Genomic DNA, 14,836 nt, shown 5'->3' with positions numbered 1-14,836 from the left:
CCGCGCGCGATTGCAGCGCCGCTGCATCGGCAGCACTACGGCAACGTATAGGCGACCACGGAATCACCCTGCTTCGTGCCGAGCGAGCCATGTCCGCCTGCTACCACCAGCACGTACTGCTTGCCGTTGCTGTCGGCATAGGTCATCGGCGTGGCCTGGCCGCCGGCCGGCAGCCGCGCTTGCCACAGTCGCGCGCCGGTGCGCACGTCATAGGCGCGCAGGTAGTAGTCCAGTGTGCCGGACAGGAACGCGACGCCGCCGCCGGTGGTCACCATGCCGCCGAGGCTCGGCACGCCGAGCGGCAACGGAATCGGCAGTGGCGCGCTATCGCGGATCGTGCCGTTCTTATGTTCCCACACGATATGCCCTTGCCGCAGATCGACGGCGGCCACATAGCCCCACGGTGGCGCCTGACACGGAATGCCGAGCGGCGACAGGAACGCGTTCAGCTCGAAGCCGAACGGCGTGCCGCGCGCGAGCTTGATACCGCTCGTTTCGCTGCCCTTCTTTTCGCCGTTGTTCGACGGAATCTGTGCGCGCGGCACCAGCTTCGACGTGAACGCCATATAGCTCGGATTCAGGATCAGCGCCTGCCGCACCGGATCGACGGCAACGCCGCCCCAATCGAACACGCCAAAGTTGCCGGGGTACACGAGCGAGCCCTGCTCGGACGGCGGCGTGAACATGCCGTCGTAACGCAGCGACTTGAACTTGATGCGGCACCACAGCTGATCGAACGGATTGGTGCCCCACATGTCATGCTCGTGCAGCTCAGGCGGCGCGAAGTTCAGCGCCGAGTACGGCTGTGTCGGCGACGTGTGGTCGCCCGGCGCCGCGCCACCCGGTACCGGCCGTTCGGTGATCGGGATGATCGGCTTGCCGGTCTGCCGGTTCAACACGTAGATGCTGCCCTGCTTGGTCGACGCGATGATCGCCGGCTGCACGCCGCTCGCGGTTTGCAGATCGACGAGCGACGGCTGGCCACCGACGTCCATGTCCCACAGGTCGTGGTGGGTGAACTGGTAGTTCCACACTAGCCGGCCGGTGGCCAGATCGAGCGCGGCGAGGCCCGCGGCCAGTTTCTCCGACTGCGGCGTGCGCAGGCCGCCCCACTGGTCGGGCGTCTGGTTGCCGAGCGGCAGATAGACCATGCCGAGCTTTTCGTCGACCGCGAACACGGACCACATGTTGATCGAATTGCGCACGTAGATCTGGCCCGGTGCGATCGGCTGCGTCGCATTCGGATTTCCGGCGTCCCAGTTCCACACGAGGTGTCCATCGTGCACGTCGAACGCGCGCGTGACGCCGGACGGCTCGTTGGTCGATTCGTTATCCGTGACGTGGCCGCTGATGATCACGAGGTCGCGCGTGACGGCCGGCGGCGACGTCGAGTAGTAGCCACCCGGCGTGAACGGCCCGATGTGCGTGCGCAGGTCGATCGTGCCGCCGTTGCCGAAGTGCGGGCAGACCGCGCCCGTGTCGGCGTTCAGCGCGATCAGGCGCGCGTCGGCGGTCGGCAGAAAGATGCGGCGCGGGCACTCGCTCGCGGTCGCGGCCCGGTCTTGCGGCGCGGCTGGCGCCGGCGTCGGCACCGTGCCCTGGCCGGCGGCCGCCGCGGCGCTCGCTGGGCTCGCGGCGGCGGCCGCGCTGTCGCTCGCCGCCGCGGCCGCGGCCGGCAGCGGCGGGTATAGCGCGTCGTCGTGATACGACACGCCGCGGCAGGTCATATGCTCCCAGTGCTTGAAGCTGCCGATCGGACTCTGAATGTGCGGGTCGTAACGCCACAGTTCGTGGCCGCTCGCCGGATCGAGCGCGATCACGATGCTGTGCGGCGTGCATACGAACACCTTGTTGTCGACCTTGATCGGGGTGTCCTCGTAGGTGGTTTCGGTCGGGTCGCCGGGGCCGGCCTTGTCGCCGGTCTCAATGCTCCATGCCAGCTTCAGCTGGCCCGCGTTGTCCGGCGTGATCTGCGCGAGCGGCGAGTAACGCTGGCCGAGCGGCGAGCCGCCGTAGTCGGTCCAGTCGCCCGGCTTGCGGTTGGCGTCGCCGGCAAGCGGGGCGTCCGCCGGCGCAGCCGACGTCACTTCGAGCTCGCCCGGATGATCGTAAGGATGATTGAACGACGTGATGATGCCGAGCAGCACCGCGAGCACGACCGCGCCCGCAAGCGGCAGCACACCTTCGCGGGGCACGGCTGGCGGCCCGAGCGCAAGCCGGTTCGTCACCGGCGGCAACAGCAGCCAAATCGCGAGCAGGACCCACACCCACAGGCGCGGCAGCAGTTGCCAGAAATCGAAGCGCGCTTCGACCACCGCCCAGATCGTGGAGGCGAACAGCACGATCGCGAACACGAACAGCGCGGCGCGCCGGCGCAGCCACAGCAGAACGCCGGTCGCCGCGATCGCGATGCCCGCGAGCAGGTAGTACCACGACCCGCCGAGCATCGCGAGCCGGATGCCACCGATCGCGAGCAATACGCCAATGATGACGAAGACGACGCCGGGAACCGCGAGCGCGATCGGAACTCGCGAGCCGCGCGGGGCCCGGGCCGCGGACGAGTCCGGCGCTCGCGGCGGCGGTGGCGTCTGCGGGCTATTCATTGCCGACGCCCTTCGAGACTTCGGCGGGGCTCTGATATTGCTGATCGGGCAGATCCTGCAGCCGTTGCAGCACCTCGTCGTCGGCGCCATTCGCTTTGGCGGTTTCGATGAGGCTGTTTTTATCGGCGGGATAGGAAGCGCCCTTCAGCGCTTTTTGGACGTCGATGAACGGGTTCAGCGGGCGCTCGCCCGTAGTTGAACGGGAGGTGGTCATGTCGTTCCCCTGATTGATTGCGTGAAAGTGTGAAGTGCTGGCCGGCGTGCCGCGTCACGGCGGTGCCGGGCCCGGCGCCCGCACGTCCGGCGTGTCGCGAACCGGCTGTTGCTCCGGTTGCCTATCCGTGTCGGGCATCGCTTCGGGTACGCGCGGCGGCGGCGTGCCGCTGCCGATTTCCGTTTGCTGACTATCAGGCTTATCGGGCTTGTCAGGCTTGTGGGGTTCGGGCGTCTGCTGCATCGACTGACTCCTTGCCGGGATGGCTGAAGCATCGCGGCTCGCGGAGAACGGCCGCGCGGATGCCCGTGCCTTCGCATCCCGCGTGCCTGTAGGGCGCCGGGCCGCGCGGCGCATGGCGGCCACGACGGTCTGCCCAGTCTCGCGCTGGCCTATCGATGCGCCCAGCCTTATCCGGGCATGCACGCGGCGGCCGCGCGACGCATCGGCACCTGGCGTGCTCGTTGACGGTGAGACCTGTCGGCGTTGGTCAAAAACGCCATCGCGCGTTAGAAAAATTCCATACTCGAGCAGGCGCGTCGCTGACCTTTAACGCTTCGGCGCGAACAGGTTGCGGTACACCTCGACGTACTCGTCGGCCATGCGTGCCGCGGTGAAGCGCCGCTCGAATGCTTCGCGACAGCGCGCGCGGTCCAGCTCGTCGATACGGTTCACCGCATCGACGGCCTCGTCGACACTATCGACGATGAAGCCGGTCACGCCGTCGTCGATGATCTCGCGCACCGAGCCACGGTCGAACGCGATCACCGGTGTACCCGCGGCCAGCGCCTCGACGAGCACGAGCCCGAACGGCTCCGGCCAGTCGATCGGAAACAGCAGCGCGCGTGCATCGCCGAAGAAGCGGTCCTTGTCGCGACCACCCAACTCGCCGCGATAGCGCACATGCGTTTGACGCATCAGCGATGCGACCACGTGCTCGTAATAGACGCGATCGCCGTCGTCGATCTTGGCCGCGATTTCGAGTCGCGCGTTCGCCCGGCGGGCGATCTCGATCGCGAGATCGGGGCGCTTGGTGGGCGCGATGCGGCCGACGAACGCCAGATAGTCGGACGGCATGGGCCTGAACGTGTGAAGATCGCGCGGCAGCCCGTGATACACGGTGCGCTGCCACGCGAGTCCCGGCAGCGGCGCGCGCTGCGCGTCTGAGATCGATACCAGCGGCACGTCGCGAAACTCGCGGTACAGCGCATCGAGACCGGGAATGTCGAGCCGCCAGTGCAGCGTCGTCACGTGCGCACATTGCAGCCGCCTGCCGAACGGGAAGCTCATGTAGTCGGTATGAAAATGCACGATGTCGAAGTCGCCCGAACGTTGCACGACCTGCTCGAGCATCGCGACATGAAACGCCTGCGGGTCGGCGGTGTTCTCGACCTCGCGCAGCGGGCGCGGATAAACGGACACGAGATGCGCGCGCGTCAACGAGTCGCCGCTCGCAAATAGCGTGACCTCGTGGCCGCGCTCGACCAGTGCCTCCGTCAGCCACGACACGACGCGCTCGGTCCCGCCATAGGCGACGGGCGGCACGCGCTCGTAGAGCGTCGACACTTGCGCGATGCGCATGTGAGCCTCCATCGTTCTTTTGTCGATGCAAAGCTGGCTTCAGCATCCCCTATTCCAGACACGCGTGCCGGACGAAGGTATGCGGCTTGCGGGGACGTCGATCGAAGCGTGTCATCCGTCCCGCTTCTATCGATCCCGTTCGACTTCGTTGAGGAGAAAACATGAAGCGCGTTACCGCCATTGCCGCGATGTGCTGTGGACTTGCCGCCATCCCCCACATTGCCGGCGCGCAAACAGAGGCCGCCTCGACCACGGCCGCCAATTCGCTGCCCCAGGCCGACAAGGATTTCGTGCAGGCGGCGAGCAAGTCGTCGTCGACCGAAATCGACGCGGCCAAGCTCGCGACCAGAAACTCGAGCGACAAGGACGTCAAATCGTTCGCCCATCACATGATGGTCGATCACACGAAGCTCACGATGCAACTGAAGATGGCTGCGCCACACGGCGTCGAAGTACCGAAGGACAATTCCGACACCGCGATGCTGGACTCGCTGAAGAACCTGCATGGCAAGGCATTCGATCAGGCGTACATCCAGAAGGTCGGCCTGCAGGGGCACGAGGAGGCGATCAGCGCATTCAAGAAGGAAATCTCCGATGGCCAGAACGCCGATCTGAAGAAGGCCGCGCAAAAAGCGCTGCCTACCATCGAGGAGCACTACAAGATGGCGCAGGATCTCGCGTCGAAGAAGGGGGTGACGCAGTAGCGCTCACGGTCACGAAGAGCGGGTATGGCAGCATCGATACGCAGCTCGCCTGCCCGCTCTCGATGCTTTCAGCAATGCAAGCTCAGGCGCGCTTCGAACCAGTTCGGATCGACAGCGCGTGCGGTCGAACGGATCACGCATACCTTATCAAAACCTTAAGACCAAAATATAAAACGCAGGTCACGCGAATGACTTCTTTACGGTTCAAATTCGTCCGGCATTACTCCTATTCGTTGCCAAACAAAAGGACGAGACATGAAACCGATCACGAAATGGAAGCGTAAGCAAAGCGCAATGTGCGCAGCCGTCGCACTGCTCGCCGGGCTGAACTCGGCAGTTGCGACAGCCGGCGACGATCACGACCACGGTCGCGATCATGATCGCGATCGCGCGTCGGTCAAGCATGTGCTGCTGATCAGCTTCGACGGTCTGCACGAGCAGGACGTCGCGCGTTGCATCGGCGCGAACACCTGTCCTAACCTCGCGCTGCTCGCGAAGTCGGGCACCACCTATACGAACGCGCACACACCGGGGCTGTCGGATTCGTTTCCGGGCCTCGCCGCGCTGGTGACCGGCGGCTCGCCGAAATCCGCTGGCCTCTTCTACGACGTCTCCTACGACCGCACGCTGTATGCGCCGTCCGACAGCAATTGCACCGGCCCGACCGGCTGGAATGTCGTGTTCGATGAAACGACCGGCATCGACGGCGAGAACGGCGGCGCGCTCATCCATCTCGACGGCGGCGGCGCGTTCAATCCGCAGGCGATTCCGCACGCACTCGTCAACGGCGTCTGTACGCCCGTCTATCCGCACAACTATCTGAAGACCAACACGGTCTTCGAAGTGATCAAGGGCAATGTAAACGGCGCGCGCACCGCGTGGGCCGACAAGCATGCGTGGGGCTATGACTGGCTCAACGGACCATCCGGCGCGGGCGTCGACGATCTTGCACGCACCGAAATCAATTCGATCGATCCGGCGACCAACACGGACTACCTCGACACGTATACGCACACGGAGAAGTTCGACAACTACCACGTGCAATCGCTGATCGATGAAATCGACGGCAAGGATTCGACCGGTCGAACGAGCGCCGCGGTCCCGACCGTGTTCGGCGCCAACTTCCAGACGCTGAGCGTCGCGCAAAAGGCCACGGTCGCGACCGGCGGCGGCTATCTCGATGCGAGCTTCACGCCGGGCCCGCGAGTAGCCGGCGCGATCGCGTATCTCGACGACGCGTTGGGACGCATCGTGTCCGAATTGAAGCAACGCAATCTCTATTCATCGACGGCGATTATCGTGACCGCGAAGCATGGTCAGTCGCCGACCGATCATTCGAAGCTCGTGAAGAACGGCGATACGCTGACCAAGCTGCTCGAAGCGAACAACTACCTGGATTCGGGCGGTCATTTCGGGCAGGCCGCCACGAAGAGCGGCAACCTCAACGATGGCACCGGACTCGTCGGCACCGGCTTCGTGCAGACCGACGACGTCGGTTTGATCTGGCTGCGCGATCAAAGCCAGGCTCCCGCGGTCGTGAAGACGCTGAACGCCAATCTGGGTTGCAACGCGCCGGGGATTTGCGCGGACGGCCCGCACGCGTACATCCTGGCCGGCCCGCAACTCGCGAACAGGTTCGGCGATCCGTCGCGTGGCCGCACGCCCGACATCATCGTTCAGCCGAACCCCGGCGTCATCTATACGTCGAGCACGTCGAAAGACGAAGAGCATGGCGGCAATGCTCCGGACGACAGCCATCTTGGTCTCGTGATGTACGTGCCTCATGCGCATGACGCCGGGCGGGTCAACGACGAGCGTGTGCTGACCACGCAGGTCGCGCCGACGATTTTGCGTCTGCTCGATCTGAAGCCTGAGCTGCTGCATTCGGTGTCGATTGAAGGAACGCGTCCGCTGCCGGAGTTTGATCACGACGATTGAGCGTTGAGGTGAACTGCGCCGCGATCAGTGTTGAACGATCGCGGCGCGGTCGTTTTTGCGGGGTCCAGCCATGCGGACGGCGGCTGCCATAAAAAAAACGGACCCGCGGCCTGACACCGCGGGTCCTGGGTCTTTCAAGCAACCACGCTTACTTCACGTTCGGGAAAACCGGCCACGACGAAGCCTGATCGCACAGCGACAGCTTCGGATTCTGCGAGACGATCGTGCCTGCCGGATTGGTGTCGCCCGCGGCGCCAGCGTCATCGCTGCCGTTGACGGTCAGGTTCAACGTGTTCGTCGGAGTCGTGTACTTGCCCGCGCCGCTCGACGTGTTCGTCAGGATACCGCCCGAGCCGTGAGCGAACGACGAGCCGATCAGACTCACGTTCGCGCCCAGGTTCAGCGTGGCGTTGGCGGCCTTGGATTGCGTCGAGCCATCGGTCGACCCAATGTTCACGACAGGCTTGCTCAGGTTCGAAATCGACATCGCGACGTCCTTGTCCGCGACCACGTTATCCAGGTTCAGCTGGATCACGCTCTGCGTATTGGCGTAAAGCGTATCGGCATGCAGGCCACGGAAGGTCAGGCCACCGCTGCCGTTCTTGCCCGCAGTCTTGTTGGCCGGGCTGTTCATCATGCGGATGTTGCTGAGGTTGATGTCGTGGAAACTCGGCACCAGCCAGCCCATACCCGTGTACGAGATCGGATCGGCACTCGGGCCCGTGTAGTACATGTCGAACACGAGGAAATCCTTCACGCCACGCATACATGCGCCGTCGTAGTAGATGTTGCTGACGTCGCCGCCGCGCGCCTGACCACTCTTGATGCGCAGGCCTACGACACCCATATCCGTCGCTGCATTGCTGCCGTCGTAGATATTGTCGAAGTAGTTGTCGTAGAAGTGAATGTTCCGGACACCTGCATTCGTCGGGCTGCCGATCGACAGACCGTGGCCGTTGTAGTTGTGGTTATGCGCCACCGTGATGCCGTACGTGCGGTTCGACGAAACGTCGCGGTTACCGTCGATCGCCCACAGCATGTTGGCAGGCGTCTGCGTGCCGCGTGCAACCGCCGGACGCGGGTCCTGCAGACCGCCCTTGAATGCGACGTTGTCGTCGGACGGGCTCAGGAAGTTGTACACGATCGCGACGTTCTTCACGTAGCCGTCGAAGTACACCTGACCTGCGGACGTCGTTTTGCTGCCGGTGCCGAGTGCTGCGTGTTCCGGACCTGCCGCAACGCTCGGGTCGACACCGTCGGTGTTCTTCACGCCGGTCGAGCTGGCATCGATCGTCGCGCCGGTATAGAGGTGCGAGTACGAGCCGCTGACGCCATCGAAGCCGTCGTTGTTCATGCCGACGCTCGCCTGGTTCGCCGCATCCGGCAGCAACGGCGTGATGATCTTGATGCCCCACACGGTCAGGCCGTCCACGCCGTCGGCTTCGACGGTAAAGAACGTGCTGTTGCGCAGCGTGATCTGATACAGCGACAGGTTCTTCGACTGCTGCATCCACAGCATGCCGGGGTTGCCCTGGAAGCTGTACGGGCCGCCGCCGATGTCCTTGTTGCCGTGGTACGAGATATCCCACCAGCTTGCCGGCACCCAGCGCGCGCAACCCGTCGTGCTGGCATTGCAACCGCCACCCGTGACGCTGTAGCCGCTCGGCACGCTCGTGGCCTGGCGGTTCACCACGTACGTGACGGCCGGCGTGGTCAACGTCGTCTTGCCCATCGCGGTGACCACGTCGCACGCGGTGCCTTCCGGCGCGAGCGTGCCGCTACGGTAAGCGGCGATCGTGTTCGTGCAGCTGAACTTCGGCGTCGTCACGCCGCTGATGTTGTTGCCCGAATACGTGAACGCCTCGGTCACGCCAGTGGCCCAGCGGATCATCGGATACTGCGGCGACGAGCTGATGAGCGGCATGTAGCCGCGCGCATCGATCGAACCCGTGCCCATGATCGACGCGTTGACCGTGTGCGTGCCGCGGATCAGCGGATAGCAGTTCTGCATGCCGCTCGTGCCCGCGATGGTCGACGCGCCCGCATTGGCCGTGCCGGCCGGTGCGGGGAGCCCAGCCGGGTTGTTGATCGCGGCGCCGCAGGTGATTGCGTTGGGCCGATCCTGCGCGGTTTTGTCGTACACGACCACGTCGCGGCTCGCGAACAGCGTGACACCGTCGTCGATCCACAGCGTGACGCCCGACGGTAGAACCAGCGGACCGCTCAGGAACGCGTTGCCAGCCCCGCCGCTGTTCTTGACGAGCCGCACCGCGAACCTGGTGGCCTTGTAGGTCGGGTTCGACAGCGTTTCGCTCGATGCACCGGCGATGTTGACGAGCGGATTATTGGCCGCCTGTTGGGTAGCGGCTGCCTGCTGATCGGCCTGGGTGATCTTCGCGCCGACTTCCGCGTCCACGGCAGCGCCGCACGCGTCGAGCGCGGCCTGGATGCGCGCCTGATCGGGGTTGTTCAGCGCAGTGGTCGCGCCGCCATAGGCAGCCGGCGTCGGGTCCGCGCTGACCGGCAGCGAACCGTCCGCGTTCTTCACCAGATTGTTGCTTGCCTGGAGCGTCGAGCAAACCTGCGCATCCGCCGGCAAGGACGGCGAATCCGGTAAGTTCGTATCGCCAGCGTAGCGGCCCGGCGTCCAGACCGGCGACGTCGGCGAGCTCGGGTTCGTGGGTGGCGTGGTCGAGCTCGTACCTGGGCCTGAAATGCTATTGCCCTCACCGCAGCCGGCGACGGTCAAAACAAACAGGCCAAGTACCGCAAGCTCTCGGACTGAGCGCGTCTTCATAAGCTGTCTCCTTGGAATGGCGTCACGGTATGCGGAGCATTCGTATTTGTTATAAGACATCGTATGAGAGATAACCTTGAGTATCGCGCTTCCGCTCGATGCGCGAGACTGGCCGCGCAGCAGCTTGGCCGACTATCGGCGCGTCGAATGCGCGAACCGGTTGTCGGGCAACAAGGAAATTCATCGTACAACGTACGACGGATCATGCTGTAGAACGGCGCGCTGTTTCAATTACAGTAAACCCGACCTCCACTACCAGGGATGCAGTCAGATGAATCGAAGCGCAGCGACAGAAATCTTGTTTCTGCTGGAGTGCGGGCAGACTCGATACAAGGAGCAAGTGAAATGGATTGGCCACATGTCGTCTCTTATTTTTTCGGCGGTGTCTTTTTCGCGAATGCCGTGCCTCATTTCGTCAGCGGTGTGATGGGCGAGCCGTTTCAGAGCCCGTTCGCAAAGCCGTCCGGAAAAGGGCTGTCGTCGTCGACGGTCAATGTGCTGTGGAGCTTCTTCAATATCGTCGTCGGCTATCTTCTGGTTTTTCGTGTGGGCGACTTTCGGCTCGAGGTAACGGGGGATGTCGTGCCATTCGGAATCGGTATCCTCGCTATGGGCCTGCTCTGTGCGCGGCTGTTCGGCCCTTTGCATGGCGGGCAGCCAGCCGGTCAACGAACCACCCACATGCTCGGGGATGAGTGACGTGGAAAAACTCTTCATCGCATTCCTCGGCATGGCCTGGTTCGCTGCCAACGCAGCGTCGGCACAGCCACAAGCGCCGAGACCGCCCGGCCCCGTCTTGATGGTTCATTTCGACTACTACCCGAAGGACCGCCCGGACATCACCGCGCTCGAACATCGGCTACAAAACGCGATCCAGCGCGCCGGGGTCGGCGCACTCGGCGAGAGCGAATTGCACATCGACGGCAACGATGGCTATCTATATATGTACGGCCCCGACGCCGACCGGCTGTATGCGGTCACGAAACCGCTTCTGCAATCGTCACGCTTGATGAGCGACGCTGAAGTCACGAAGCACTATGGTTCGCGAACGGAAACCTTCGCACTGCATCGGCGTCACGCGCAATAAGCCGGATCGAACAGCCTTGCGGCTCCTTGACATGCAAGCATTCTCTTGCCTATAGTAAAGGCAACAGATCACTTGCCTATAGCCGTTCATGGCCGAGCGCCCCGACGACACAGACCTGCTATTCAAAGCCCTCGCCGATCCGAGCCGGCGCAAGCTGCTGGACGTATTGCACGCGCACGACGGCCAGACCCTGAACGATCTGTGTGAGCACCTCGACATGACGCGGCAAGGCGTGACGCAGCATCTGAGCCTGCTGGAAGCGGCGAATCTTGTCGTTGCGGTACGCAGTGGGCGCGAAAAGTTGCACTTCCTCAATCCGGTGCCGCTGCAGCAGATCTACGAGCGCTGGATTGCCAAGTTCGAAAAGCCGCGCCTGAAGGCGCTCTCGACCCTGAAACGACGCCTGGAGAAAGGCAATGACTAGATCGACGTTCGTCTACGTGACCTATATCCGCACGACGCCGGAACAGCTGTGGTCGGCATTGACCGACGCGGAGTTCATCAAGCAGTACTGGTTCGGCATGCACTGCGACAGCGAATGGACGGCGGGCTCGCCATGGAAACTCGTGTCGAGCGGCGGGCAGGTCTTCGACTCGGGCGAGATCGTCGAGGCGGATCCGCCGCGGCGCCTCGTGATCCGCTGGCAGCACCAGATTCGTCCCGAGTTGCAGGCCGAAGGCGATTCGCGCTGCACGATGGAGCTCGAGCCGAGCGGAACGGCGGTCAAGCTGACGCTTACGCATACGATCGAACGCGATCCGTCGAAATTCATCGAGGCGGTGTCGGGCGGCTGGCCGAAAATCATGTCCAACCTCAAATCGCTGTTGGAGACAGGCTCGATTGCGTTGCAGGAGGCCTATCCGGCCAATGGCGGAAGTCATGCAGGGCAGGCATGAAGCGGGATACGCCGAAGAGATGCATCGAAGGTTCGATAGCCGTCCGTCCGTGATATCGCGTTGTTAGAGATCCTGCGCGCGACGCTCGTCATCGGCAACACGCACGTGCTGATGTCGGAGGGCGGACAGATCACGATGCCGTTCCAGCAGACCTTCTGGACCAGCGGCTTCGGTACGTTGATCGACCGCTTCGGCGTGCCGTGGATGGTCAATGTGCGGCATGAGGAGCCCGCCGCATAGCATTGAAGCGGGCCTGCGTGCCGTATCAGCCGCACATTCGATCGCCGCTTCGCCGCGTCTGGGCGTCGCTATTGCGTCGCGGACGCCGCGCTCGCCGGCGTGCTGTGGACCGACGCGGTGTCGCTCGCGGTGGGCGCTGCGCTCGCTGCCGCGCCCGCCTCGCCGTTCGCGCGATTCGCCGCGTCGCTATCGCCCGGTGTGCCGCGCGCGCTCGCCGAATTGCTCATGACGCCGCTGCTCGCCTGGCCCATCGAGGTGCTACCGTTTTCAGCCGTTCGCTTGCAGCCGGACGCGCCCGCCATCAACACGACGCTGGACAGCGCGATCAGCATGTATCTCGAAACCTGCAGCATGATTCGCTCTCCCTGGGATGACTCGGCGCTTGCAGCGCAGCATTCCGCATGCCCAAGCGATTGTGAGGGCGGTCGTTCAAGCGCCGTCGTCCTCGCCGATAACGCCGAACTCAGCTGTCGTCTTCACGTAGAACAGATGCAATCCCTCCTCGCGCAGCCGATCGAACAGTCGCTCGGCTTCGTCGCTCGTCACGGCCATCACGACGGACAACGGCTGATCCGCAAGCTCGAAGAAGTGCGCGGAGTGAATCCGATGATGATGGCCGATGCCTTCGCAAGCCGGAATCACGGTCGCGCCACGCAGGCCGAGTTCGCTCGCGAGACGCACGAGCCAGTCGGCGAGCGGCTTGCCATGATGGCTGCGTCCCTGGTGGGTGAAGAACGTCACCTGAAAGCCGTGCATGTCGGTGCCTCCTCAATGGGTCGCGCCGTGTGCGCAAAGCAACACGCACGCGAGCCGACGGCCGCATCGCGCCGTCCCCCTGCCCGCTTACGTTTGTAAGCGGAAACGGCAGCGCCGCGTGATGCGCCGGCTGTAGCCGATCCGGGCATTCCGGCTTGCCGCATCGCATTTGAGGACGGTCATGAGCCAAGTTTAGATGTCGGGCCGCGCGAGCGCCAGCTTGCAGCTGGCCACCTGCCGCGGTCCCGACTCACTGCCCGTACACGTCGAAATCGAAATACTTTTTCGCCATGCGGTCGTAAGTGCCATCGGCGCGCATATCGGCAATAGCTTTGTCGATTTTCTGCTGCAAATCGGTATCTTCTTTACGCAAACCAATCGCCGTGCCGCTGCCGAGCGTTTTCGCGTCGTAAAGCGGATTGCCGGCAAATCCGAAGTCCTTGCCGCGCGGCGTGCGCAAAAAGCCAATATCGGCTTGCACCGCATTTTGCAATGACGCGTCGATACGGCCGGCAAGCAAATCCGCATACACCAGGTCCTGATCCTGATACGGCACGATCACCGCGCCGGCCGGCTCCCAATACGTCTTCGCGTAGGTTTCCTGAATCGAGCCCTGCTCGACGCCGATGCGCTTGCCCTTCAGCGCTTCCGGTGTCGGCTCGATCGGCGAGCCCTTCTTCGCGACGAGCCGCGTCGGAATGCGGAATACCTTCGACGAGAACGCGATCTGCGCCTGACGCGCGGGCGTCATTGACATCGTCGACAGCACGCCGTCGAATTTGCGGCCTTTCAGCGCGGGAATCATGCCGTCGAACGAATTCTCGATCCACACGCATTTCGCGTTCAGCCGCCGGCAAATCTCATTGCCGAGATCGATGTCGAAGCCGACGAGCTTGCCGTCGGCGGCTTTCGATTCGAACGGCGGATAGCTCGCGTCGACCCCGAACCGCACGGTCGTCCAATCCTTGGCGATGGCGCTCCCGGACGACACGGTCAGCAGCGCAATCGCAAGGGTTGCCAGCATGGCTTTCATTGTTGCTCCTTATTGGTCTTTAAAAGAATTCAAATGGGCGGTACGGCGACACACGCAGGCCGCTTGCCGTTCACAAAGCGTGGTTGGGGTCCGAGTATCGCATTTCACGCACGCAAGCGAACACCAGCGGATAAGCGCGCCGGTTGATTTGCCCTAAATTGTCACTTAGAATTTTCCGCACGGCCTCGTTAGGAACCGATGACATGGCTTCGAGCAACGGAAAACCGGTGTCGTCGTTTGTTCCTCGCGGCATGCTCGGCCTCTGGGTCGTCCTGTTCGTCATCTGGATGATCGCCAATGCATCGCTCGCGGTCGAACCCGCACTCGTCGGTCTCGTCATCACCTTCGTCATCGCGCATGTCTTCGTATCGTCGAGCGAAGCATGGCAGCGCCTACGTCTAACGCCGCGCGCGCTTTATCACTTCGTCGCGTATAGCGCGCGCTTCGTCAGAGAGCTGGTGCGCGCCAATCTGAACGTGATGGCGCTGGTGTATTCGCCGCGTATCGACATCAAACCAGGCATCGTCAAGGTTCGGACCCGCCTCGAAACACCGCTCGGCCGCCTCGCGCTCGCCAATTCGATCGCGCTGACACCGGGCTCGCTCGTCATCGATATTCGGGACGACATACTATTCATTCACTGGCTCGACGTGAAGACGACCGATATCGACGAAGCGACCGAGGCGCTCGTCGCACCGTTCGAAAAGCATCTGGAGAAAGTCTTTGGCTGAGGTCATGCTCCAGGTCGCTGCGGTGCTGATCTTCTTCGCGATCCTGTTCGGCGTGATCCGTCTCGTGCTCGGCAAAAGCGTCGTCGATCGCATCGTCGCGATCGATATGCTGACCGTCATCTCACTGTCGCTGATCGCGCTGTACGCGCAGGTCTCCGGTCGTTTTGTCTATATCGACGTCGCACTCGTCTACGCACTGCTGAGCTTTCTCGCGGTGCTCGCGGTGGCGCGCTTTCTCGAAAGGGGACTTTGAGCG

Annotated in this window: 16 protein-coding genes and 1 pseudogene; 9 read left to right on the top strand and 8 right to left on the bottom strand. The window is 63.3% G+C overall.

Annotated elements, in window-relative coordinates:
* Window positions 1–35: 35 nt before the first annotated feature.
* The 4 genes from BJG93_RS29450 to BJG93_RS29435 form a co-directional block, all read right to left on the bottom strand.
* Complete coding sequence (locus BJG93_RS29450) at window positions 36–2,603, bottom strand: membrane-bound PQQ-dependent dehydrogenase, glucose/quinate/shikimate family (RefSeq protein WP_082194491.1); 2,568 nt, start codon at window positions 2,601–2,603, stop codon at window positions 36–38.
* Complete coding sequence (locus BJG93_RS29445) at window positions 2,596–2,817, bottom strand: DUF2795 domain-containing protein (protein ID WP_027194768.1); 222 nt, start codon at window positions 2,815–2,817, stop codon at window positions 2,596–2,598. The genes BJG93_RS29450 and BJG93_RS29445 overlap by 8 nt, the downstream gene beginning before the upstream one ends.
* A 54-nt stretch (window positions 2,818–2,871) precedes the next feature.
* Window positions 2,872–3,060, bottom strand: coding sequence for a hypothetical protein (locus BJG93_RS29440; protein WP_027194767.1), 189 nt, complete (start codon window positions 3,058–3,060; stop codon window positions 2,872–2,874).
* 306 nt (window positions 3,061–3,366) lie between these two features.
* Window positions 3,367–4,398 (bottom strand): glycosyltransferase family 4 protein, encoded by a 1,032-nt coding sequence (locus tag BJG93_RS29435; protein ID WP_027194766.1) that lies wholly within the window; start codon window positions 4,396–4,398, stop codon window positions 3,367–3,369.
* 161 nt (window positions 4,399–4,559) lie between these two features.
* Between BJG93_RS29435 and BJG93_RS29430 the strand changes: the two genes are divergently transcribed.
* Together BJG93_RS29430 and BJG93_RS29425 are read left to right on the top strand one after the other, a co-directional pair.
* Window positions 4,560–5,102: a DUF4142 domain-containing protein gene (locus BJG93_RS29430; RefSeq protein ID WP_027194765.1), complete on the top strand. Its 543-nt coding sequence runs from the start codon at window positions 4,560–4,562 to the stop codon at window positions 5,100–5,102.
* Between the two features lie 255 nt (window positions 5,103–5,357).
* A complete protein-coding gene (locus BJG93_RS29425; protein ID WP_027194764.1) occupies window positions 5,358–7,040 on the top strand; it encodes an alkaline phosphatase family protein in 1,683 nt (560 codons plus the stop codon).
* A gap of 148 nt (window positions 7,041–7,188) precedes the next feature.
* Here BJG93_RS29425 and BJG93_RS29420 read toward each other — a convergent pair whose 3' ends face one another.
* Entirely contained in the window at window positions 7,189–9,837 is a 2,649-nt protein-coding gene (locus BJG93_RS29420) for a glycosyl hydrolase family 28 protein (RefSeq protein WP_027194763.1), read from the bottom strand.
* Between the two features lie 345 nt (window positions 9,838–10,182).
* Between BJG93_RS29420 and BJG93_RS29415 the strand changes: the two genes are divergently transcribed.
* The 5 genes and pseudogenes from BJG93_RS29415 to BJG93_RS29395 form a co-directional block, all read left to right on the top strand.
* Window positions 10,183–10,536 carry a hypothetical protein gene (locus tag BJG93_RS29415; protein ID WP_027194762.1) on the top strand — a complete coding sequence of 118 codons (354 nt, stop codon included), beginning with the start codon at window positions 10,183–10,185 and terminating at the stop codon, window positions 10,534–10,536.
* Window position 10,537: 1 nt separating this feature from the next.
* Window positions 10,538–10,924 (top strand): hypothetical protein, encoded by a 387-nt coding sequence (locus tag BJG93_RS29410; protein WP_231337649.1) that lies wholly within the window; start codon window positions 10,538–10,540, stop codon window positions 10,922–10,924.
* Window positions 10,925–11,012: 88 nt separating this feature from the next.
* Window positions 11,013–11,348 carry an ArsR/SmtB family transcription factor gene (locus BJG93_RS29405; protein WP_027194760.1) on the top strand — a complete coding sequence of 112 codons (336 nt, stop codon included), beginning with the start codon at window positions 11,013–11,015 and terminating at the stop codon, window positions 11,346–11,348.
* On the top strand, window positions 11,341–11,820 hold the full coding sequence (locus tag BJG93_RS29400) for an SRPBCC family protein (protein ID WP_027194759.1): 480 nt from the start codon (window positions 11,341–11,343) through the stop codon (window positions 11,818–11,820). Before BJG93_RS29405 ends, BJG93_RS29400 begins: the two co-directional genes overlap by 8 nt.
* Before the next feature lie 111 nt (window positions 11,821–11,931).
* Window positions 11,932–12,060 (top strand): annotated as a pseudogene (locus tag BJG93_RS29395) (VOC family protein); the annotation flags it as partial.
* A gap of 68 nt (window positions 12,061–12,128) precedes the next feature.
* Here BJG93_RS29395 and BJG93_RS29390 read toward each other — a convergent pair.
* The 3 genes from BJG93_RS29390 to BJG93_RS29380 form a co-directional block, all read right to left on the bottom strand.
* Entirely contained in the window at window positions 12,129–12,413 is a 285-nt protein-coding gene (locus BJG93_RS29390) for a hypothetical protein (protein ID WP_027194757.1), read from the bottom strand.
* A 76-nt stretch (window positions 12,414–12,489) separates the two neighbouring features.
* The gene (locus BJG93_RS29385; RefSeq protein ID WP_027194756.1) at window positions 12,490–12,816 is read right to left on the bottom strand and encodes a DUF190 domain-containing protein; all 327 of its coding nucleotides are present in this window, start codon (window positions 12,814–12,816) and stop codon (window positions 12,490–12,492) included.
* A gap of 250 nt (window positions 12,817–13,066) precedes the next feature.
* The gene (locus tag BJG93_RS29380; protein ID WP_027194755.1) at window positions 13,067–13,849 is read right to left on the bottom strand and encodes an ABC transporter substrate-binding protein; all 783 of its coding nucleotides are present in this window, start codon (window positions 13,847–13,849) and stop codon (window positions 13,067–13,069) included.
* 203 nt (window positions 13,850–14,052) lie between these two features.
* Between BJG93_RS29380 and BJG93_RS29375 the strand changes: the two genes are divergently transcribed.
* Together BJG93_RS29375 and BJG93_RS29370 are read left to right on the top strand one after the other, a co-directional pair.
* On the top strand, window positions 14,053–14,580 hold the full coding sequence (locus tag BJG93_RS29375) for a Na+/H+ antiporter subunit E (RefSeq protein ID WP_034477574.1): 528 nt from the start codon (window positions 14,053–14,055) through the stop codon (window positions 14,578–14,580).
* Entirely contained in the window at window positions 14,573–14,833 is a 261-nt protein-coding gene (locus BJG93_RS29370) for a monovalent cation/H+ antiporter complex subunit F (protein WP_027194753.1), read from the top strand. The genes BJG93_RS29375 and BJG93_RS29370 overlap by 8 nt, the downstream gene beginning before the upstream one ends.
* Window positions 14,834–14,836 lie beyond the last annotated feature (3 nt).

Origin of the sequence: Paraburkholderia sprentiae WSM5005 (genome assembly GCF_001865575.2) — a bacterium.
Taxonomy (GTDB): domain Bacteria; phylum Pseudomonadota; class Gammaproteobacteria; order Burkholderiales; family Burkholderiaceae; genus Paraburkholderia; species Paraburkholderia sprentiae.
This window is presented reverse-complemented; position numbering and strand designations above follow the sequence as displayed.

What these genes read in the sequence shown, in the direction of transcription:
- BJG93_RS29450 (WP_082194491.1), bottom strand. Translation starts at nt 2,603, where the DNA reads ATGAATAGCCCGCAGACGCCACCGCCGCCGCGAGCGCCGGACTCGTCC.
- BJG93_RS29425 (WP_027194764.1), top strand. Translation starts at nt 5,358, where the DNA reads ATGAAACCGATCACGAAATGGAAGCGTAAGCAAAGCGCAATGTGCGCA.
- BJG93_RS29390 (WP_027194757.1), bottom strand. Translation starts at nt 12,413, where the DNA reads ATGCTGCAGGTTTCGAGATACATGCTGATCGCGCTGTCCAGCGTCGTG.
- BJG93_RS29415 (WP_027194762.1), top strand. Translation starts at nt 10,183, where the DNA reads ATGGATTGGCCACATGTCGTCTCTTATTTTTTCGGCGGTGTCTTTTTC.
- BJG93_RS29385 (WP_027194756.1), bottom strand. Translation starts at nt 12,816, where the DNA reads ATGCACGGCTTTCAGGTGACGTTCTTCACCCACCAGGGACGCAGCCAT.
- BJG93_RS29405 (WP_027194760.1), top strand. Translation starts at nt 11,013, where the DNA reads ATGGCCGAGCGCCCCGACGACACAGACCTGCTATTCAAAGCCCTCGCC.
- BJG93_RS29375 (WP_034477574.1), top strand. Translation starts at nt 14,053, where the DNA reads ATGGCTTCGAGCAACGGAAAACCGGTGTCGTCGTTTGTTCCTCGCGGC.
- BJG93_RS29400 (WP_027194759.1), top strand. Translation starts at nt 11,341, where the DNA reads ATGACTAGATCGACGTTCGTCTACGTGACCTATATCCGCACGACGCCG.
- BJG93_RS29420 (WP_027194763.1), bottom strand. Translation starts at nt 9,837, where the DNA reads ATGAAGACGCGCTCAGTCCGAGAGCTTGCGGTACTTGGCCTGTTTGTT.
- BJG93_RS29440 (WP_027194767.1), bottom strand. Translation starts at nt 3,060, where the DNA reads ATGCAGCAGACGCCCGAACCCCACAAGCCTGACAAGCCCGATAAGCCT.
- BJG93_RS29445 (WP_027194768.1), bottom strand. Translation starts at nt 2,817, where the DNA reads ATGACCACCTCCCGTTCAACTACGGGCGAGCGCCCGCTGAACCCGTTC.
- BJG93_RS29380 (WP_027194755.1), bottom strand. Translation starts at nt 13,849, where the DNA reads ATGAAAGCCATGCTGGCAACCCTTGCGATTGCGCTGCTGACCGTGTCG.
- BJG93_RS29430 (WP_027194765.1), top strand. Translation starts at nt 4,560, where the DNA reads ATGAAGCGCGTTACCGCCATTGCCGCGATGTGCTGTGGACTTGCCGCC.
- BJG93_RS29435 (WP_027194766.1), bottom strand. Translation starts at nt 4,398, where the DNA reads ATGCGCATCGCGCAAGTGTCGACGCTCTACGAGCGCGTGCCGCCCGTC.